Origin of the sequence: Spirulina sp. CCY15215, from assembly GCF_016888125.1 — a bacterium.
Taxonomy (GTDB): Bacteria; Cyanobacteriota; Cyanobacteriia; order Cyanobacteriales; family Spirulinaceae; genus CCY15215.
Genome location: NZ_JACSWA010000528.1, coordinates 1 through 22,244, shown reverse-complemented (window position 1 = coordinate 22,244; position 22,244 = coordinate 1). Strand labels below are relative to the sequence as shown.

Annotated in this window: 15 protein-coding genes; 8 read left to right on the top strand and 7 right to left on the bottom strand. The window is 41.6% G+C overall.

Going from position 1 to position 22,244, the window contains the following annotated elements; all coding sequences use genetic code 11:
* The first annotated feature begins 230 nt into the window (after positions 1-230).
* From JUI58_RS18235 to JUI58_RS18205, 7 genes are all read left to right on the top strand, one after another.
* A complete protein-coding gene (locus JUI58_RS18235) occupies positions 231-1,109 on the top strand; it encodes a methyltransferase domain-containing protein (RefSeq protein ID WP_204105234.1) in 879 nt (292 codons plus the stop codon).
* Positions 1,099-1,767 carry a hypothetical protein gene (locus JUI58_RS18230; RefSeq protein WP_204105233.1) on the top strand — a complete coding sequence of 223 codons (669 nt, stop codon included), beginning with the start codon at positions 1,099-1,101 and terminating at the stop codon, positions 1,765-1,767. Before JUI58_RS18235 ends, JUI58_RS18230 begins: the two co-directional genes overlap by 11 nt.
* Before the next feature lie 307 nt (positions 1,768-2,074).
* Positions 2,075-2,395 (top strand): thioredoxin, encoded by a 321-nt coding sequence (trxA, locus tag JUI58_RS18225; RefSeq protein ID WP_204105232.1) that lies wholly within the window; start codon positions 2,075-2,077, stop codon positions 2,393-2,395.
* Between the two features lie 177 nt (positions 2,396-2,572).
* Positions 2,573-3,640, top strand: a complete 1,068-nt coding sequence (locus tag JUI58_RS18220) for an LOG family protein (protein WP_204105243.1) — start codon at positions 2,573-2,575, stop codon at positions 3,638-3,640.
* Positions 3,641-3,696: 56 nt separating this feature from the next.
* Positions 3,697-4,284 carry an RdgB/HAM1 family non-canonical purine NTP pyrophosphatase gene (rdgB, locus tag JUI58_RS18215; protein ID WP_204105231.1) on the top strand — a complete coding sequence of 196 codons (588 nt, stop codon included), beginning with the start codon at positions 3,697-3,699 and terminating at the stop codon, positions 4,282-4,284.
* A gap of 136 nt (positions 4,285-4,420) precedes the next feature.
* Complete coding sequence (locus JUI58_RS18210) at positions 4,421-5,653, top strand: FIST N-terminal domain-containing protein (RefSeq protein WP_204105230.1); 1,233 nt, start codon at positions 4,421-4,423, stop codon at positions 5,651-5,653.
* 1 nt (position 5,654) lies between these two features.
* Positions 5,655-7,199, top strand: coding sequence for an ATP-binding protein (locus tag JUI58_RS18205; protein WP_204105229.1), 1,545 nt, complete (start codon positions 5,655-5,657; stop codon positions 7,197-7,199).
* Positions 7,200-7,239: 40 nt separating this feature from the next.
* Here the strand turns inward: JUI58_RS18205 and JUI58_RS18200 are convergent, their stop codons facing one another.
* From JUI58_RS18200 to JUI58_RS18175, 6 genes are all read right to left on the bottom strand, one after another.
* Positions 7,240-12,570, bottom strand: a complete 5,331-nt coding sequence (locus JUI58_RS18200) for an AAA family ATPase (protein ID WP_204105228.1) — start codon at positions 12,568-12,570, stop codon at positions 7,240-7,242.
* A 28-nt stretch (positions 12,571-12,598) separates the two neighbouring features.
* Entirely contained in the window at positions 12,599-12,919 is a 321-nt protein-coding gene (locus tag JUI58_RS18195; protein ID WP_204105227.1) for a hypothetical protein, read from the bottom strand.
* 43 nt (positions 12,920-12,962) lie between these two features.
* Positions 12,963-13,769, bottom strand: coding sequence for an MBL fold metallo-hydrolase (locus JUI58_RS18190; RefSeq protein ID WP_204105226.1), 807 nt, complete (start codon positions 13,767-13,769; stop codon positions 12,963-12,965).
* A 108-nt stretch (positions 13,770-13,877) separates the two neighbouring features.
* Complete coding sequence (locus tag JUI58_RS18185; protein WP_204105225.1) at positions 13,878-16,157, bottom strand: adenylate/guanylate cyclase domain-containing protein; 2,280 nt, start codon at positions 16,155-16,157, stop codon at positions 13,878-13,880.
* Complete coding sequence (locus JUI58_RS18180; RefSeq protein ID WP_204105224.1) at positions 16,157-16,969, bottom strand: DUF928 domain-containing protein; 813 nt, start codon at positions 16,967-16,969, stop codon at positions 16,157-16,159. Before JUI58_RS18180 ends, JUI58_RS18185 begins: the two co-directional genes overlap by 1 nt.
* Positions 16,970-17,199: 230 nt before the next feature.
* On the bottom strand, positions 17,200-19,251 hold the full coding sequence (locus JUI58_RS18175; protein ID WP_204105223.1) for a serine/threonine-protein kinase: 2,052 nt from the start codon (positions 19,249-19,251) through the stop codon (positions 17,200-17,202).
* A gap of 162 nt (positions 19,252-19,413) precedes the next feature.
* On the opposite strand from JUI58_RS18175, the gene JUI58_RS18170 reads away from it, so the two are divergent.
* On the top strand, positions 19,414-20,811 hold the full coding sequence (locus JUI58_RS18170; RefSeq protein ID WP_204105222.1) for a diguanylate cyclase: 1,398 nt from the start codon (positions 19,414-19,416) through the stop codon (positions 20,809-20,811).
* 251 nt (positions 20,812-21,062) lie between these two features.
* On the opposite strand, the gene JUI58_RS18165 is transcribed toward JUI58_RS18170, so the two are convergent.
* Entirely contained in the window at positions 21,063-22,151 is a 1,089-nt protein-coding gene (locus JUI58_RS18165) for a peptidoglycan-binding domain-containing protein (RefSeq protein ID WP_204105221.1), read from the bottom strand.
* Positions 22,152-22,244 lie beyond the last annotated feature (93 nt).

Here is a 22,244-nt window from a genome sequence, read left to right as displayed (position 1 = left end):
TTTGATAGTTTGATAGTTGATAGTTTGGTAGTGGATAGTTTGATAGTTTGATAGTGGATAGTTGATAACGGGGAATGGGGTATGGGGTATCTTACCCAACAACAAATCCTGACTCATCGATTTCGGATAAATTTGGTAGAAAATTTTATTAGGACTTACGCAGCTAGGGAGCGAGACGCTCCCACTACTGTATTCTCTTGCTATGGTAAATGCGTAAGTCCTTTTTATTTATGACCTCTTCAACTTTAAACGAACAAATAGCCCAGTTTTATGATGCCTCAAGCGGACTTTGGGAAGAGATTTGGGGCGAGCATATGCACCACGGATATTATGGGCGATCGGGCAATTATAGAACCAATCGACGACAAGCACAGATTGAATTAATCGAAGAATTACTCAACTGGGGCAATATTCAACACCCCCAAAATATTCTCGATGTCGGTTGCGGCATTGGAGGCAGTACCCTCTATTTAGCACAAAAATATAACGCCCAAGCTACAGGAATTACCCTTAGCCCCGTACAAGCTAACCGAGCCACAGAAAGAGCCGAAGCCGCCGATTTAAACCCAAAACCAGAATTTCACGTCGCCAATGCTTTAGAAACCCCCTTTGAGAGCAATTCCTTCGACCTGATTTGGTCATTAGAAAGCGGGGAACATATGCCGGATAAAAAGCAATTTCTGCAAGAGTGTTACCGCGTCTTGAAACCGGGAGGCACCTTTATTTTAGCGACATGGTGCCATCGTCCCTTAAATTCTCTGGCCGGGGAACTTACCGCCGACGAAAAACGACATCTAGAGGAAATTTACCGCGTTTATTGCTTGCCTTATGTCATTTCCCTGCCCGAATATGCTGCGATCGCCAAGCAATGCGGATTGCAAAATATTCGTACCGATGATTGGTCGATGGCCGTTGCACCTTTTTGGGACAGAGTTATCGACTCCACTTTTGAGGCGACTTCCCTTCTGGGTTTGTTAAATTCGGGTTGGGGTACTCTGCAAGCGGCCCTTTCTCTCGGTTTAATGCGTCGGGGATATCAGCGCGGGTTGATTCGATTTGGTTTGCTATGCGCCAACAAAGAACAATTATCAAGAAACAATGAACAATAAAATCATGAAAAAAATATTACTCGTGTTCGGCGCGATCGCCATCTTGGGCGGCAGTATTTCTGTTCCCGTGCAAGCTGACCCTCCCGTACAAATTGCCGAAAATCAAGAGGGTCAAACCGCCCAATTCAAACCAGGTCTTTTAAAATTAGAGGATTTACCCTCGGGTTTTCAGGAACTTCCCCCGAACTTGTCCGCCCAACTTTCCCAACAACTCCTCACCATCAGCAGCCAATTTCGCCAAGGGGGTATCGATCCTCAAGAATTCTTCATTTTCTATCATCCCAGGAGCTTAGAAGTTGTTTTTGGGTTTACTGGGGCGATCGCCGATGTCCCCTATTTTGATGCAAGTTTACAACTCTTAAAAGAAAGTCCCGATTTGCAACAAAGTATCATGGAGCAAATTCAGGAAGCCCTCAAAGACGTTTCCATAGCCGAACTAACAGAATTGCAAGTTGTTCCCACAGAAGAGATGGGGGATAATTCCATCGGCGTTAAAGCGGGGATGAAAGTGCTGGGAATGTCCTTTCAGGGGGACTTAATTTCCTTCCGACGGAATGATACCGGCGGTTTTGCAGCCGTCATGTATCGCCCGTCGCGATCGCCCCAAATTTCCGCAAACGCCTTAGCTGGCAAGATAGACGGTAAAATCACGAATTGATGAGAAATATTCAACAAATCTTCATTTTGCCTAAATATGCTCTGGAAAAACCAAAGCAGTAGCCTACAATAGAGAAAGCGGAGACGAATGTTTCCGTTCACTCCTCACACCACTAATCCGCCCGAACTTCGTTCGGGCGCTTTCTTATCAGGCATTTTCACCTTCAGCGTTTGAGATTAATCCCCTAGAGAAACCATCGATCTTGCATTTTCGATCCTTTATTTTTCTGAAATTACTTGGGAGTTGCAACTATGGTAAGATCGCCTAGGATAGTATAAATATTTGATAGCTAGAGGAATTTCACCCTATGCCAGCAGAAGTTTCAGACAGTACTTTTAAACAAGAAGTCCTAGAAAGCAACGTTCCCGTTCTCGTAGATTTCTGGGCTCCTTGGTGCGGTCCATGTCGAATGGTGGCCCCCGTTGTTGAAGAAATCGCCACTCAATACGAAGGACAAGTTAAAGTTGTCAAACTAAACACTGACGAAAACCCGGACATTGCTAGTCAGTACGGAATTCGCAGTATTCCTACCTTGATGATTTTTAAAGGCGGACAAAGAGTAGATATGGTGGTTGGCGCGGTTCCTAAGACAACGCTGGCCAATACTTTAGAGAAATATCTCGAATAATCTGTATCGGGTAAATACCGCGATCGCCTTTTACATTTCTTAATTTCCTTCTTTCTCACAAAATGCCTCTGTCTCTTTGAGACTCTGGCGTTTTTGTTGTTTTGAGTCGCAAGAGATTAACAATCGGAGCAAACATTCAACGTGCTAGAATCGAAGACTGCTGCGTTTAAACTTTTTATGGCATTATCTCCCTTCGATCTAGAATCCGAGTCTTTGTCTAAAAACTTAGAGAAATTGATCGCACAACTTCCCCAGATCGAGCATGGTAAATACATTCAGCGTGCATTGGCGGTTTTAATGCGCTTAAGTGGAGAAGAAGTCGATCGCCTAGACTGGAAGATTTTATCGGCGACATTAGAAGATTTAGAACGAGGGTTTACGACTTTATCTCCTTATAGTCACGTTCGGAAGGTGAGCATATTCGGCTCTGCGAGAACCCCGAGCGATCGCGAAGTATATAGCATGGCAGTGGAATTTGCCCGCCAGATTACCCAACAAGGATTTATGGTGATTACAGGGGCAGGAGATGGCATTATGGCAGCAGGGAATGAGGGTGCTGGACGAGAACATTCTTTTGGTTTAAATATTAATTTACCCTTCGAGCAGGGGTCTAATGAATTCATTCGCGGCGATGCTAAATTAATCAGTTTTAAATATTTCTTTACCCGCAAATTATTTTTCTTGAAAGAAAGCGATGCGATCGCACTATTTCCAGGCGGTTTTGGTACTCTCGATGAAGCCTTTGAAAGTTTAACGCTTTATCAAACAGGAAAATATGGACCTGCGCCTATTGTTTTGATTAATGAACCAGGTAGCGATTATTGGAATTCTTTAGACGAACATATTCGCGAACATTTATTGAAGGAAGGACTAATTAGCCCAGACGATCCAAATATTTACACCATTACCGACGATATAAATATTGCTTGTAAAATTATCAGCGATTTTTTCCGAGTTTATCACTCCAGCCGTTATGTTGACAAACAATTTGTGATGCGTTTGAATTCAGAATTATCCGATGGATCGGTGGAGTTTCTCAATCGTGAATTTAGCGATATATTGGTGCGAGGTCACATTAAAAAAAGTGGTGTTTTGCCAGGAGAGCGAGGAGATGGAACAGAACATTTACCGCGTTTGGTTTTTGACTTCAATCAAAAAGATGCGGCTCGCCTCTCTCAAATGATTGGTAAAATCAATCAACTTGGAGCCTTTTTACCCGATAGCGATCATCCTGAACGGAAATAATTAGTTATGAGTTATAAGTGATTAGTTATTAGTTAGCAATAAAGGATAAATTATTAATGAAGAAACAACAACCAACAACCTTGATTGTAGCAACAGGAAATCCCGGAAAGTTGCGAGAAATGCAGGCACATTTACAAGGAGTTAATGTCAAACTAAAATTAAAACCCGAGGAATTGGATATTGAAGAGACGGGAACGACTTTTGAAGAGAATGCTTGTTTGAAAGCAACCAGCATTGCTAAAGCACTGGGAGAATGGGCGATCGCCGATGACTCTGGGTTAGCTGTAGAGGCGCTTGGAGGCGCTCCAGGGTTGTATTCTGCTCGTTATGGTAGCAGCGATCGCCATCGCATAGATCGCCTGTTACAGGAGCTAGGAGATAGAGAAAATCGTCATGCTCGTTTTATCTGCGTTGTGGCGATCGCTCGTCCCGATGGTAGCATTGCGATCGCCTCAGAAGGAATCTGTGCAGGTGAAATTCTCTACACACCTCGAGGCTCGGGAGGTTTTGGTTACGATCCTATTTTCTATGTTCCTCAACACCAAAAAACCTTTGCCGAAATGTCCTCAGAACTTAAACGCCAAATTAGTCATCGGGGTAATGCTTTTCAAAATTTGCTACCGCAATTAAAAAATTTACAATAACGCACAATAAAGCAGGGGTTAGGGGAGGTGACAATAGGTACATTTAAAAACGGCTAGTCCCCTATCCCTTATTTTGCCGTTGACAAGTAAAATTGTTCATGTTAGAAAATGAATGTATCAAGAGGGAATTTAGATTGTGCTAGCTAAAGCTGTTGCTTATTCTCAACTAGAAAATTCCTTGGAAGCAGGGGGATACTGCGCCCGAGTTATACAAGAAAAATTCAAACATGAATTCAAAGATCGCCCGCTCAATTTTTTGTTTTTATTTGCCACCGTCGGTCATGATTTTGAGCAATTATTGGCTGGAATTCGGGCGATCGCTCCGAATATTCCCCTCTGCGGCTGCTCGGGTGCGGGAAGCATTACCCATTTGGGTTGTGATGAATCTTTACACTCAGTTGCTTTAATGGGGTTAGGTAGCGATCGCATTAACTTTTACCCTTTTATAATTCCTAATCTTGGCGAAAATCCTCACAAAGCGGGAGAAAAAATCGGTCAATTTATTCGCGATACTACTAGTACTAAGCCTGGAGAAGAGGAAATTACGGCAACCAATAATCAACTCCTATTTTTATTTCCTGATGGTTTTACCATGTATGCAGATGCGTTATACAAGGGAATTAAAACGCAATTAGACTACCCTCTCGATTTTGTGGGCGGAACCGCCGGAAATGATTACCGTGACGAAAAAACCTATCAATTTTGTAATGATTCTGTAATGAGCAATACAGTTTCTGGGGTTCTTTTAACGGGACAATTTGATTATAAAATTCGCGTGAGTCATGGTTCTAAACCCTTGGGTAATCTCAAAACTGTAACGCGATCGCAAGGAAACACCATCTATGAAATTGATGGTAAACCTGCCTTGGAACAACTGCGAGAAATTCTCGGGGAAAAACAATTCGATCGCTTTAGTAATGATATGAGTTTAATTGGCTTAAACTTAATTGGTTTAGGAGTTTCCTTTGCCGGAAAAGATTATTCGGAAGATATTCTGGTGCGGGCAATTTTAAGAACAGATCGAGAAGAACAAAGTTTGATTGTGGGAACAGAAATGCCCGTTGGTTCTGTTTTTCGGATAACTCGTCGTGATAAAAAGCAAGTCCTTGCAGCCACTTATAACATGGTAGAAGAAATTATCAATGAGTTACAATCTCCAGATAACGCGGCATACTTTTATTTTAATTGTGTTGGTCGTGGTGAACATCTTTTTGGCGATCCCGAACCCGATGTGAGTATAGCTTTAGAGGCTTTAGATGGCGATCGCGATTTAATTGGATTCTTTTCATTTGGCGAAATTGCCCCCGTTATAAACGAACAGCATTTTCATAATTATACAGGCGTTTTCGTAGGGATTGAGGCTAGGTAAAATGCGAGAATGTACCTCCGAAATAGAACATCTCCAAGACCAAGTTCAAGGCTTACAACAAGAAATTGATGCTTTGACCCAAACCATCTTTCGCTTAGATGCAGAGGCAATGGAAGAGAATAAAAAACAAAAGAAAAAGCAAGAAACCCTCAAACTCTTCCAAAAGTTAAATCAAGAAATTTCTGCAACCAATAATATTGAGAAAATTTATCAAATTGTCGTCAGATCCCTCGCTGAAGATATTGGCTTCGATCGCGTTATTATTTATCAAAGTCAAATGAGTCGTTTTGTTCCAATTGCTCATTATGGCTATACAGAAAACTTATCCAAGAACAGTTTAGTTCATCCGTTCTTCAGAGAACTTGCCAGCCAGAAAAAAGGCATAGTTGTCAATGGTAAAACAAAAATAAATCCCCTTGAAGCAGTTAAAGAAGATTTTCAAGTTTACTATTTTATGGCTTTACCTTTTGCCGTATTCGATCAATTCGATCGCATTTTATTTGTTGGGAATCAAAAAGAAGATAGCCTAGTTCGTCCCAGTTTGACTAAGAAAGACTTAGAAATTCTAGAAATGTTGAGCAATCAAATTACCATTGCATTTCAACAAATTGAACTCTACGAACAGAGTCAGCGAGTGGCTCGAGAGTCTAGCGATCGCGCCTTAGAATTACACAAAACATTGAAGAAACTTAGAAGTACTCAAGCACAACTGATCCAAAATGAAAAAATGTCCAGCTTGGGGCAGTTTGTAGCTGGAATTGCTCACGAAATCAATAATCCTGTTAACTTTATTTATGGAAATGTTGCTCATGTGAAAAATTATGCAGAAGATTTATTAGAAATTGTTGAGATTTATCGAGATAATTGTCATTCAATCGCACCAGAACTGGAAGAGATTATTCAAGAAAAAGAACTAGATTTTATATTTGAAGATTTCCCTAAAATTCTTGATTCTATAAAATATGGTGCGGAACGAATTCGCGAGATTGTGAAAAGTCTACGACTTTTTTCTCGTTTTGACGAATCAGAATTTAAGACAGTTGATATCCATGAAGGATTAGATAGCACTTTCTCAATGTTAAAACATCGTTTGCATGAGATTGAAGTTATTAAGAAATATGGCAATATCCCTCAAATAGCGTGTTATGCCGGACAACTTAATCAAGTTTTTATGAATTTAATTGCGAACGGAATTGATGCGATCGAAGAGAAAAAGCAAAGGAGAGAGAAAGATAAAAAACAATTACTAGACTCTTTCAATAATAATTCTCATAGCATTACTGTGATAACAGAATATCAAAAACAAGGCACAATTTTTATTCGCATTCGTGATAATGGAATTGGCATGAGCGAAACTATTAAACGGAAGATGTTCGACCCATTTTTTACCACTAAACCAGTTGGCAAAGGCACGGGAATGGGTTTATCTATTGGTTATCAAATTGTTACTGAAAAACATAAAGGAACATTAAAATGTAGTTCTGTTCTTGGTGAAGGAACGGAATTTACGATTGAAATTCCCGTAAATGCACAAGTCTTGTTATAAGATTTTTATTGTAATTTATACGGCGATGTTAGTGAGACATTCAAACTTTTTCTTGTCCTCTGACCCATTGGGAAATATGCTCATGACAGCGATCGAGATAATTGCGGGCTGGGCGATCGCCTTCGTGATATTGCAAGCATTCTTTAAATAAACTTGCAGCTTGAGGAAACGATCGCTGATGAAACAGCATTACCGCTCTTTCAAATTTATCTTTAGTTGCTTGTTTCGCGGCATGAAGTTCGGGAGAATCCGCAGAAAAAACCTCAAATAAACCCACGGATTTATCTTTTCCTTTTGCTTTAACTTGTTCGATAAAACGTAAATCGTATTCTAAGGGATTATTTAAACCTGCTAGAGTTTTATGAGTAATTAAACAAGAAACCCCATAGCTTTTGGTTAATCCTTCTACCCGTGAGGATAAGTTTACCGCATCCCCGATCGCCGTCCCATCCATGCGACCCATTCCTCCCACTGTTCCTAACATCAATTGTCCCGTATGTAAACCAATGCCGATACGAATTGGCATTAGATTTTTGGCTTGTCGGGTTTGATTGTATTTTTTCAACTCTTCCAACATGGCGATCGCTCCTTTCACAGCATCATCCGCAGAATTAGGAAATAATGCCATAATTGCATCGCCAATATATTTATCAATAAATCCGCCATATTTTTGCATTTGCGGCTCCATATAACCGAGATACTCGTTAATAAAAGCAAAGTTTTCTGATGGAGTCATCTGTTCAGAAATAGTCGTAAAATTCCGGATATCAGAGAATAAAACGGTCATTTCTCGTTCGACTTGATCGCCAAGTTGTACATCGACAATACTCTCTTTTTCCAAAAAACTAAGAAATTGAGAAGGAATAAAACGTTCGTAGGCGGCATTTAAAGTTGTAATATTATTATACAGTTGGGCATTTTCCAAAGAAATTGCCGCTTGAGTAGCAAGAGTTCGCAAGAGTGACATACGCTCTCGGGTAAAAGCACCTGTAGTTAGGTTATTTTCGAGATAGATAATACCTTGAAGTTTACCTTGATTAATTAAAGGAGTGCAGGCGATCGATTGACATTTATACTCTTGAATATAGTCATCATCGGTAAAATTACCTTCAATCGTGGCATTGTTTAAAACAACGGTTTCACGAGTGCGGGCGACATAATAAACAATTTTTAAGGACAGTTTTTCAAATGTTTCAATGGGACAGGATTGCAAGACAGAAATATCCTTATTATCTTCTTCTTTGATGGCTTCAATCAATAAATTATCGCCGTGAGGAAGAATTAAAAGTCCTCGCCCGGCTCCAGCATTTTCGATGAGAATATCCATTAAAGCTGCCAGCAATTTTTCCAGAACAATTTCGCTGGAAATTGCATTAGTGGACTTCATAACTGCAGCTAAATCTAAAACAGCAGTATCCGTCGAATTACTCGTTGTACGAGTATCAAATATTGTCAAAGAGGGCGTTTTTGAGGCTGAGGATTGACACAATTGCGGATAATTTTCTTCTAATTGTTTGACCTTGGCGGTTGCTCCCCAGCGAGAATAACAGTAATGTGCCTCCATCATGTAAAGACGGGCTACTTTTTCTTGATTCCAGTTTAGATAAAACTTGGCAGTGAGTTCGTTGGCAAGGGCTTCTTCTTGAATATATTCATTCTCTTTTGCTGTGGCGATCGCCAAATTATAAAATTCAATAGCTTTCGCTTTTTCATCGATCGCGCGATAATATTCCGCTTCCACCAGATAAAATTTATGCAAATAATTTGTGGGGGCAGAATTCGCCCAAGATTGCATTTTTTCTTGATTTTCTCGGATTCTCGCGAGGAATGATTCGTCATCACTATTGGGGAAAGATTGGGAAGGGGTAACTGATAAGGAATAACTGGCCAATTGTGCTAAAGAATTATAAAAATACCAGAGAGGAATAATCGGATGACTGGTTGCAGAAGTTAAATATTGTTTTGCTAAGGTACTGGCATTCAGAGATTCTTCAAATTCTGCAAATAAGTAACAAAGTGTTGCTTGAGTAGTATAAGCTAACCATAGTCCACTGCCGTTTTTATTTTTCTGATAATAGGAAATCAAGGATTCCTCATCCATTGCTTTTCCAACTAATCGATGGGGAGAATCAGATTCTCCTCGCAAATTTAAAACAGCTTGCCAATAGGGTAAAGTATAATCTGATGCGTTTTTTTGACCGATCGCTGTTAACATTTCATGGTGACGTTCTATTTCTATCTGAGTCTCAGAAAGTTCTCTCCCGGTTAAATAAAGGCGAAGACAATAACCGTGGCCACAATAACCACCGTAGGAAAAATCTCCTGTTTCTAAGCCCACAAGAAAGGCTTCTTGTAAGGGTTCAATGGCTTCCCGAAAGTGGATTTTCCAATGATTAATAAAGCGATAAACCACCATCCAAATCGCGGCTTTAAATTGTCGGTCGTTAAATTGGGAGAGGACATTTAAAGCTAATTGACCATATTCATAACCAAGGTCAAATTCCCCCAGAATGCCACAAAGAATCATGCCGTAAGTTGAATAGCCAAAAGCGGAGGCAGACGTATTCCCATAGGTGATTGAGAGTTCAATTTGTTTGAAAACGGTGAGGGGAAATAAGGCTGGGGCGGCTAAATAGGTCACGGGGGCGACTTTAATTAAAATGGCTAAAGCCTCCGCGACAATCGGCTCTTGCAATTGCTTTAAGTGAGCTATGTCTTGAGGTTGGCGATCGCCGATGAGAGTTTTAATTTTTGTTAAAGCTGGGAGAAAATCGGCCCGAGACACCTCTTGAGGAAATTCGATCCCCAGGGAGGAGAGAATCTCTAAACCCACAGCGAGGGCTTCGTCATTGCGGCCTTGGTTGGTATAAGCATCCAGTTTGATTTTCCCCAATTCGCTGCGATCTAGGGGGCTTTTGGCTTCTTTGACGATTATTTCTGCCCATGCTTCCATGCGATCGATCTCTGCGTTGAGATAAGCGGCTTTAGCTGCTTCTTGATACAGGTTGAGGGTTAAGTTGTATTGATTTTGCCAACAGTTTGCATTTAATAGCAATATTCCTGCTTCAAAGTAAGCGATCGCCGCCCCATAAGCATTGGCTTCTCTCGCTTTACATCCAGCTTTTAAGTTCAAGCGGGCGATGGTTTCTCTTTCTTCAGAATCACTTAAAATCTCAATCCCTTGATTGAGTTGATCGACAATATCAAAGAGTTTTTCTTCTTGTTCGCTGGCTGAAGTTTTGGCAACCAGAATGCGTCCGATGGCCACGTGCTTTTTGGCTCTTTCTGCTTCTGGAATGAGAGTATAAGCGGCTTGCTGAATGCGATCGTGAGCGAATTTATAGGACTGAATGAGGAGATTTTCATCCAGTTCCGATCGCGAAACAATAAAGCGGCGATCGAGGGCAATTTTCAAAGCGGAAAAAATCTCTTGTGAGTCTTTTTCTTCAATCCACGTGAGTCGTTTTAAGTCAAATTCTGCCCCTAAACAAGCGGCAAGAGATAAAGTTTCTTGGCTGAGTCTTGGTAATTGTTGCAGTTTTTCCACCATCAATTCAACGACATTATCGGTGAATTCTCGTGCGGCGATCGCTTCTATATCCCATTGCCAATTTCTGGTTTGAGGATGGAAGTGAAGCAAATTTTCTTCATGCAATGCCTGTAAAAATTCATTGACAAAGAAAGGATTTCCCCCGGTTTTATCTTGAATTAATTGTACTAGATTCCGAACCTTTTCTGGGGTTTGTTGCAGGGTATCGCTGACCAAATAACCCATCTCATTGAGAGATAATGAGTTTAAAGTAATTTGATTAATAACAGCGTTATTTTTCCCTAATTTTTCTAGGGAGAGTATCAGGGGATGACTGACAGAAACTTCATTATTACGATAGGCACCCAAAAATAAGAGGGATTTGGTTTGACTATCTGTTAATAACCGCTCCATCAATTGTAAAGTTGCTGAATCTGCCCATTGTAAATCATCCACAAAGAGAGTTAATGGGTGTTCTTGATGGCAAAAAACACGGATAAAATTGCCGATCGCCAGATTAAATCGATTTTGGGATTCATTTGCACCTAATAAGGGAACTGGAGGTTGTTTGCCAATAATGAGTTCAACTTCTGGAATCACATCGATGATAATTTGTCCATTATTTCCCAATACTTGCAACAATTTTTCTCGCCATTCTTGTAATTGTTGCTGGCTTTCTCCTAATAATTGTCCAATTAATCCGCGAAATGCTGCTACAATAGCAGAATAGGGAATATTGCGTTGAAATTGGTCAAATTTCCCAGCAATAAAATAACCTCGGCGTGCAGTAATGGGTTTATAAAGTTCTTGCACCAATGCTGATTTACCGATGCCAGAATAGCCCGCTACTAACATCAATTCAACGTTTCCCAGATTGGCAACTCGTTCATAAGCGGCGAGTAATGTCGCAATTTCCTGGTCTCGTCCATAGAGTTTTTGGGGAATTTGGAAGCGATCGCTAATATCTTCTTGACCTAAAGGAAAAGTCGAAATGGTTCCTGTTTTTTCTAATTGCCTGTAACAGGCTTCTAAATCTGCTTTTAATCCCCAGGTACTTTGATAGCGATCTTCAGCATTTTTAGCGACCAACTTCATCACAATATCAGAAACGATCGCGGGAATTGATGAGTCTATTTCTGACGGCGATCGCGGTGTTTTTGCAAGATGACAATGGACTAATTCCAGGGCATCTTCAGTCATAAAAGGCAATTTTCCCGTTAACAGTTCGTAAAATGTTATTCCTAAAGAATAAAAATCTGTGCGATAATCTAAACCTCGATTCATTCTTCCGGTTTGTTCTGGAGATATATAAGCCAATGTTCCTTCTAAAACTTGGGGATTTTTCAGAATAGGGTTTTCTCGACTCAGTTGGGTGGCGATACCAAAATCAATAATTTTGAGTGTTTGAGTATCGGGATTAAAAATAATATTAGCAGGATTAATATCTTTGTGAATAATATTTTGAGCGTGAATCTGTCCTAAACTTTCAGTGGTGGCGATCGCCAGGGCTAAAAATTCTTCTAGAGAGAGTTTCTCTCGCTGTTGCAGCCACTGTTTGAGGGCAGTTCCTCCAAAGTCTTCTAAAACAATTACATAGCTTCTTTGCCATTCTTCCAAGCGATAGGCTCTAATAATACCAGGAGCGTCTAACTGGGAGGTTAGATGATATTCTTGTTTGTAGCGGCGAATCTGCTCTGAGGTGGGATAATCTCGACTGAGAAATTTCAAAATGACAGGTTGGCGATCGGTAGCCGTATCACCAATTCTTCTAGCGCGATAAACTTGTGAGTTGTCGCTATCATGAATTTGAAGAAAATCCTCGTATCCATCAAGAGAAACCATGAAATGTTAGATTGAGAGGGAAAAAGTATTATTCCCGTTTTAACATAAAGAGAGTTAGATCGGGTTGAGAGGATTTTCCCTGTAGATTGACAACAGCTTGCCAATAGGGTCTATTGTAATTGAGGGCGGTTTGCTGTCCGATGCGTTCCAGCATTTCGCTGTGACTTTGGATTTCTCGTTCTGCTTCAGTGAGTTCAATTCCTGTTAGAAAAAGCCGCAGACAATAGCCTTGATTGCAATAACCGCTATAGGAAAAATCCCCCGTTTCTAAACCGATCGCAAAACCGTGTTGTAAGGGTTCGAGAGCAGATCGTAAATGTTCTTTCCAATGATAGAATTTTAAGGGCATGGCAAAAAAGTTCTTCTAAGCGAGAAATATGTTTTAACTTGCCCTATCGGTCAATTGTCGAACTAATAGCTGGGTTTGGAACACGATTGTAGAATTCAAAAATATCTCCTCGTTGGACAAAACCCAGAAATCCAGCAGATTTTGCGTCGGGGAGATGACCCGGTTGATAGCCATACAACCACATTTTATTTTTCCATCGTTCCGGTAAATTGACTAATTCTCGATAGTGGGCGTGTACGGAACTGGGAAATCGGGATGTTTCGCAATCGTGAAAAATAATATCTGCGTTTTCATAATATTCTTGAGTCGTATCGAGGGCAATTTGGGTATCTGTAGTAATAAAAATTTTTTGTCCACCTAGAGCAAAAAAGATGCCATAGCTGGGCATCAAAGAATAACCATTATCAATATGAACAACCCGCACTAAAGAAATTTTAAGATCATTCCAAATAAAATGTTCGTTACGACCCACCTTATGCACGTTAAAAAAAGTATCGATATCTGCCAACTCGTTGCCAATTGATTGCATCCCCCCCGCCAAACACCTATCCCATAACTCCGCCGCGACATCCTTGCTAACATATAAATTGGGCTTGGGACAACGAGGATCGAAAAATGTTGTTAGCCCAATAAACTCCATGCCGCCAACGTGATCCGCGTGCAAATGACTGATGTAAACATCGGTAATATCTTGATAAGAATAGCCGCGATCGTGAAGGGAAAAACGAATATCTGAACCGCAGTCAATTAAAAGTTTGCGGCCACTCTCGTCCATTAAGAGCATATTAGATTGGTAATTATTTGCCCCTACCGTAAAAGCCGAACCCGAACCCAAAAATAACAACTTCATCGCTCTTGCTGTTAATGTTTGTATTTAAAAGATGCAGAATAAAAGATGCAGAATAAAAGATGCAGAATGAAAGGAAGTCAAAATCATTCACTCTGCATAAACCTAAATTTATTCTTCCAGAGCCTGATAAATTTCCTGTAACTTTTGACTTATTTTAGGGGGTTTTGCCGTAAATTTAACATAAAAATTATCTTTTTTACCCTCTTTTTCCATAACTTTTGCATAAACATCCTCGCTTGTTGTTGCTTCATTGGCATTGGCTGACTCAATATTAAGAAAATTTAATTTTATATTTTGTAATCCTGTCGGTTTTTCTCCTTCACCCCGATCTAAAATTTCAATTTCACCCCCTTTATTCGAGAGACGGAGCAATTTCGCCTGTATCGCTTCTACACCGATATGTTTGCCATCGAGTACCGTATATTGCAACAGTAAGGGGTGAGTTAAAGTGAAGAATATTTCCTCTTCTTGAGTCAGGAATAGTTGATATTCCCCACCAATTCCCCCGATCTCGTAGATGGTAATGGGTTTAGTTACGCCTTTGGGAGAAACTTCTTTTTGGCCGTCAACGCGAATCTCCTCCCCAGCTTCTTTGAGGGTCGTTTCCGAGACAAGGATTTGTCCCCCCGTCGTATAGGATTCAATGCGATAGGTTAAATTGACTTGAGAACCAACAATACCATATTTCGTGCGTTTTTCTGAGCCAATATTGCCCACGACCACTTCCCCTGTATTGATACCAATGCCCATTTCTAGGTCGGGTAAGTCCCATTCTCGAATTTGGCTATTAACTGCCACCATCGCTTGCTGCATGGCGATCGCACAGGCGATCGCGCGACGAGAATCATCTTCTCGTACTGTGGGCGCACCAAAAAGAACGAGAATGCCATCCCCCATAAACTCATCGATTGTGCCTTGATAGTGGGTGATGACATCGGCCATATAGCCTAAATATAAGTTAAGAATTTTGACAACCTGTTCCGGAGGCAAGCGTTCGGAAAGTGCCGTAAAACCGCGCAAATCCGAGGTTAAGATGGTAATTTTGCGGCGTTCTCCCCCCATCTTCAATCCTTCAGGATTTTCGAGGAGATTGGCTACGACTTCATCAGTTAGGTAGCGTCCGAAGGTTTTGCGAATATCTCCCGCCGATCGCGCAATATAAGCGAGAATAACCACCGTCGATGCCGCCAAAGCTAAGAGGGGAGGAACCACGGGAATCCACCATCCCCCCACTAAAGCCCAATAGGTGCCTCCCATTAATATTCCCATCGCGATCGCCGTCGAAACCCCTCGTTTCATTGCCTGTAGGTGATTATCTCCCCCCACGTGCCGCATCGCCCAGGAAATAGAAGCACCGATCGCCGACCAGAGCAAAATCCAGAGCCATTCCAAAGGTTCGGGCCAGGTTCGCATTAGGGCGCGATTATCGAGGACAGCGCTGAGAATTTGACTGGTGAGATGACCGTGAATTTCCACCCCAGGCATCGCCTGGGGTAGACCGATCAATCCTGTACTGTAGGGGGTAAAAAAGGCATCATTGGCACTCTCTCCCACTGCCCCAATCAGAACAATGCGATCGCGAGCCCAATCTGAAGGTATCTTATTTTCGAGAACGTCTGTTAGAGAAACTTGCTCGAAGGCGGAGGAAGAACTGCGATAATTGAGGATAATTTGATAATCGCCAGTTTCCGTGCGAATGTATCCCCCTTCATTAGCATCGAGGTCGGGAAAGACTGTATCGCCAAATTTCCACCAATTATCCGTCCCTTCAGCAATTTCTAATTTAATCCCCTCTTGATCTAAATAAAGCGCAGCAACATACATCGCAAAACTGGGAATTGCTTGGTCGGGGGTTTCCGCATTGGCAACCGTGAGCAAACCTCGACGCACTTTATTATCAGCATCGAGGATATTATCATTGGCTCCCACTTGTCCTTTAGCCTTTAATGCGGGGGGGGGATCGACGGTTTCTCGTTCATTATCCCCCGAAACTTTTTGAATGCCAATTAGGTTGGGTGTTGAATTAAAAACCCGCACCAATTCATCGCTACCAGGTTCAACGGGCTGACTGCGATAAATATCTAAGCCGATCGCCCTCGGTTTTTGCGCTGAGAGTTTTTCGAGCAATTCTGCGTAGATGGCATCGGGGAAGACTAACTTTTCTTGCTTGCGATAATCTTCCTCAGTTAAACCAACAATGACAATGCGATCGTCTTGCTCTTCTTGGGGACGCAAGCGTAAAAACTGATCGTAAACCGCCCATTCCCACCCTTGTAGTAGCCCAGAAATACGCAGGAGAATCACAAGCGCAGCAATAGTTGGCGTTGTTATCCACACGCCTCGCCATTGCCACGCCCAGTGCCGAAAAGATTGTTTATCTTTGCCCATTAAAACTCCAAGTCTTCTGGTTCAGGAACACAATACTCGCTATTTTGACATGAAACAAAGGGAATTGATTCAAATTGAGGCAAATTAACAGATTTGAGTAACCCTGCCCATTCTCCTGTATCCAAACTTCGCAGTTTTGCTGCTAAATTCACAGTTTCATTCCAGATAGCACCGGCGGCATATTCATTTGCTTTAGCAATCAGGGATGTAGCATTCATATTATCAAGATTAGCCGGGAGGGGTTCTAAATCCTCTGTCCGTTCAAATACACCTCGGACATAGCGATCGAGGTCATACTTGGTGGGATCGCAGTGGATAGAAAATGACCAAGTGTAGGTTTCACCGGCTTTTAAATCTGCACCCTCTAATTTATAACGAACAATGCCGCCTCCTTCGTTTAAGGCATCGGGAAGGAGCGTTTTGCCCACATAAACTTCTTCGGGCAATTGACGCGGTTGACCAGGGGTTAAAATCACCACCGTGGCGGAAATCTCTTCTGATGACACTGTTTTCGGGACATAGACATATAATGTTGGCTCAGAATCGGCTGTTTTCACCAACGTATCTTCGGGAATGAGAGCCGTTAGCGGTTCTACATTGTCCCCTTCTTCGAGACAGGAGGTTGCTCCAGTGCGAGAGCCTCCACCGTAGGTACGGCTTAAGGTTCCCCCTCCTGAAGGGGCGCTTTGGGGAAAATCAACACTAACGAGAAATTCCGGGATTGCTTGACTGGATGGGGGATAGACAAGCAGACTTGTACCCAGTAAGGTTGATAAAATTCCGAGAGATTGAAGTTGTTTGCGAAAACTCATTTTAATCCTTCTCCGACTGAGAGACATTCAAGGTGATTGTTTCTCTATGATGACAATTAGTGTTTTAGAGTTCCATTGACTTTATTGAGGACTTACGCAGTTAGGGAGTGAAACGCTCCCACTCCTATATTCTTTTGCTATGGAGGGTAAGTCCTGTTATTGATAATTCTAAGATAACTCACGATCGCCTATTGATGCCATGAGTCATCTGGCGCGTTGAGATAGGATATTTAACCGAAACCCAAGGCAATTTCTTGTAACCGATCGCCAGGGTTAAAAGCAAAAAGCGATGAGGTGGACTGTTTGGCGATCGGTGCAGAAGGATCGTCTAATTTTGTCCCCACGGTTTGCTGGCGAATTTTTTGTTTTTGGCTATATTCAATTTGTTTTTCTTTGGCGATCGCCCCGGCGGGAGTATTGGGGGGAATCACTTGCAGAAATTCGATCGCTTCTGTAAATTGGCGATCGGCGGCGAGGTCATAGGCGCGTTGCAGGAGGAACATGGCACGAATGCGCTGTTTTTGGCTATATTCCTTCAGTTTGGGTTGCACCTTTTTGCCAATGGTTGTATGGGGGGAAATATTTTCTAAATGGATTAAGGCGGTGGTAAAGTCTTTTTCCTCGGCTCGCTCAAAGGCTTGTTTTAAGAGCCTTTTGGCTTCTTGTTCCGCTTGGGGAGTTGCTTCCTTCAGGAGAGGATCAAGTTGCTTTTGCCAGTATTCGATCGCGGGAACTAAAGCAGCTTCACTGACTGTTATTTGCCAATTCTGCTGGGCAAAGGCTTCTTTGGCTGCATTAAAGTGCAGAGAAGCCCTACTCCAATCTTGCTGCCATTGGGCGATCGCCAGTTGGGATTGTTCGTAGACGGGGCTATCGGGAGGAACGGTGCGGGCGAGGGCGATCGCGTCTTCAAGGTTGCCTTGCTGCAGGTGACGTTGTGCTTTCGCAAAGCGAGTCTCTCCTGGATCTTTGGCGCTGCTGTCGGCAAGGGTGTACAGTCCGAGGGCAATGGCAAAGGTATTCACAAGAGCCGCAAGAATCCCCATTCTCATCAGAGTTCTCATTAAAGAAGGATTGAGAGAACGATGGGAGACTTTGGCAAGGGGAACTAACGAATATACTGGAGTAATTGAGTTGTAGGGCAGTTCGACATCAGCTTCGACTTGCTCTTGAGGCGCGTCTAGCTCGGGTGTAAGGCGATCGCACCAATCTTCAAATTCAGAAAGGGTCGGTTTTTGAATAAATTTGGAGGAAACCCGAGCTGGAGGAAAAATGGAGGTTTCCTGCGGACTCTTTTTCTGTAAGCCGGAATTATCGAGATAATGACTACTTGCTTCTAGGAGGGAATGACGTGCCGATGGCAGTAAGGGATCGAGTTCTGCTAGGACTTCTCTGGCGCTAATATAGCGATCGCGCAAGTGGTAGCGGGTCATCTGGTTTAAGATTTCTCCTAGTTCTGGGCTATAGGAGTTTTTGGCCAAGCGCTGCCATTTAATTTCGTTACTGGCGAGGTCGAGTTGCAACTTGGCGGGGTCTAATCCTGTTAGCATCTGAATAGCTACGATCCCGGCGGCATAAAGATCGCTGGCGGGTTGGGGTTGCCCGATGAGTTGTTCGGGGGCGAGATAGCCCGAGGGACTCACGGCAACGGTTGAGGATAGTCCCATACTATTATTGACAAGCTGACGATGGACGGGTTGCGCTGCCCCAAAATCAATGAGAATTAATTTACCATCTTTAGCACGTCGCAAAATATTGTTGGGTTTGAGGTCGCAGTGAATGACTCCCTGGGCATGGATGAAGTCTAAAACCCCGAGAATATCTCGTAAAAAATAAATGACTTTCGCTTCTCGTTCGCCAGATTCATCTTTTTGGGTCAGTTGGGAAACTTCGCGATCGAGAAGCGCTAATTCAGTATTGAGGATATGACCGATAATCAGTTCTTGTACTAAATAAAGCCCTTGATTTTCCTCAAAACAATCCAGAAAGCGCGGAATTTGGGCGTGATATCCCAATTTTTTGAGGGTTTCAGCTTCGGTGACGAAAATACGCCGACTGGTTTTGAGGAGGTTGGGTGATTCGCGATCGCCAGGATAGTATTTAACCGCGCATCGAGGGCGGGAAGGCTGGGCAAGGTCTCGAGCCAGATAGGTGTGTCCGAGGGAGCCAGAGTTTAAAAGCTGGAGAATCTCGTAACGATGTTTGAGGATTTGTCCGACAGGTGAGTAATACACTTTGTGATTTAACCAAGCTGCTAACTGTCCGGGTTGCCCCGTTCTCAATTTCTTATTTCTGGTTTTAATTCCGGTTTCCGGATGATTTCAGCAAAATTTTTTTCAATCAAATACTTTCAACAAAGTATTTTTACGATTGCAATAGCTGTACTTAAAATTATAGAGTTTAGATGGATAGTAAATTTTTCTCCCCATTAGGGTCTATTGTCCATGAATCCTGACTTTAGTGCATCAACTCAAAGTATTTTAATTGTCGATAATTGCCTTGACGATGCCGATCGCCTGGCAGTGCTTTTGACACAACAGGGATATCGCGTAAAAATTGTACAGCAGGGGACACAAGCCTTGGCAGAAGTAGCGCGATCGGAACTGGATTTGATTTTGCTCGATATCGATCTTCCAGATCTGAATGGTTACGATTTATGCCAAAAACTCAAAGCGAATTACAACACTCAAGAAATTCCAGTTGTATTTATTAGCAATCTCGACCATGTTTTGGATAAAGTGAAAGCCTTTTCTATAGGAGGAAGGGACTATATTACTAAGCCTTTTCACGATGCGGAAGTTCTGGCTCGCATTGAAAATCAATTGAGCATTCGCAATGCTTTAAAGCTCTTGATGATGCAGAATGCGCTCTTAGCGGAAGAAATTTGCGAACGTCAGCGTATTGAAAGAGAATTACGCCTTTCAGAAGAAAAGTTTGCGAAAGCGTTTCGGTCTAATCCTAACTCGATTACAATTACTAAATTGAGTGATGGCAATCATATTGATGCGAATGAAACTTTCTGTAAGGTGACAGGATATTCTCGCGATGAGGTTATTGGACACACAGCCAAAGATTTGAATTTATGGGTTCAAACTGATTTGCGAATTGACTTATTCAAGCATTTAACGATGTATGGGGTTATTCGCAACTATGAATTTCAGTTTCGCACGAAATCTGGGGCAATTCGGACAGCGTTACTTTCCGCAGAAATTATTACAATTCACGGTCAGGAATGTCTGCTTTCTCTCTCTAATGATATTACCGATCGCGTGCGTGCAGAACTGGCTTTACAAGATGCCAATGAGGAATTAAAACGCTTGGCTCTTCTTGATGGTTTAACTCATGTGGCTAACCGACGTTATTTTAATACAGAAATTGCTAATGTTTGGCAAAATTTGATGGCAAAAAAAGGATTTCTTTCTTTAATTTTATGCGATGTGGATCATTTTAAGCGCTATAATGATTGTTACGGTCATTTAGCGGGAGATGGGTGTTTGAAACGGGTAGCAAAGGCGATCGAGAAGGTTCTCAAGGAAGGAGAAATAGCGGGTGTAGAGTATATGATCGCGCGTTATGGTGGAGAGGAATTTGCCGCAATTTTACCTGAGACTGAGATAGATAAGGCTTTAGAAATTGCGGAAAGTATTCGCGAAGCAGTAGAAGGTTTGAAGATTCCCCATGCGCGATCCTTGGAAGGAAGTTATGTCACCTTAAGTTTGGGTGTTGTCACTACAATTCCTTCTGAGGAATTTTCACCAGAAGCGTTAATAGGTGTAGCAGATTTAGCATTATACGAAGCAAAGGAACAAGGCAGAAATAGAGTTATGGTTGAGAAGTTCTAGTTCTTTTATAATTATTTATCAACTATCAACTACTTACCTATCAACTATCAACTACTTACCTATCAACTATCAACTATCAACTACTTACCTATCAACTACTTACCTATCAACTATCAACTACTTACCTATCAACTATCAACTACTTACCTATCAACTACTTACCTATCAACTATCAACTACTTACCTATCAACTATCAACTATCAACTATCAACTATCAACTACTTACCTATCAACTATCAACTATCAACTATTAATAGGAGCATTTCATTTCAGTATTTGTAGTTTTTGCATTGAGAATATTGCAAGTGCTGAAACCGACAACACCATCGACAAGGAGATTATTTTGTTGTTGAAAGTTCCTGACAGCAAGTTCTGTAGATAATCCATAATAACCATCAATATTAAAGGTATAGTAACCTAATTCTTTGAGTATTGTTTGCAAGAGAATAACATCAGAACCGCGATCGCCAAGTTTGATAAATATTGGTCTAAATAAGGAAGTTTGTCCAGGGGAAGAATTAGTGCGATCGCGAGAACTTCTTCCTTGATTTATGGCATTATTATTGCGATCGCGAGAATTATTTCCTCGATTTCCTCGATTTATGGGAGTCTGTTGATTTGCTGAAGAGAGATTGCGCTGTCGTGTTGTATTATTGTCTGAGTTTCTTTTATTTTGATTAGATGTTGTTCTATTTTCTGGTTTTGGAGATTGTTCTAAATTGGTGGGTTGGGATAGGGAAGAACGAGAGGTATTGGGTACATTATTGGCTGAATTTGTCGTGTTAGCTTCTTGTGAAATATTGCCCTCTTCGCGATTAGATTCTGTTTTTTTATTGTTCCCATTGTTCAATTTTCTTGATTGAACATTGTTATTTTCCGAGTTATTTTCTGATTCATCAGAATTGTTTGATTTTGACTCTATTTTTGATTTTTCTGGATTATCCTTCGTTTTATCTTTAGGTTTGCGATCGCCAACCTTATTCTTTCTTGTTTGACTTACAATTGTTTCATCCTTGGCGGTAATTTCCTCTCTCTTGCTATCTTTTTCATCTCCGACTAGAAATTTAGTTGTTATTTGGACTGAAGTATAAACAGTTAATAAAGAAGCAAGTAAAAAAGTGGCAAAAATTGAGAGGCGAATCTCTTTTGTTTTTCGTTTCAGTAATAAAAAAATCAGGAAGAGAAAGAGAAAAATAGACAAGAAGACTAAACCCAAGTAATTATTAGTAGAATTAGCAAGGGTGCGAGGCTGAGACTCAGATCGATCTGGAGGTTGTTCTTCTCTAGAATTTTGAGCAATTTTCCAAGATTTTCTCGAAAAAGAAACAATTTTTATCATCGAAAAATTGGGTAGAAACCCCGTCCTTATAGGACGGCTTTATATTAGTTTCGCTACCGCCTTGGAGTTGTTTAATTAGGGTGCTTTTGTATT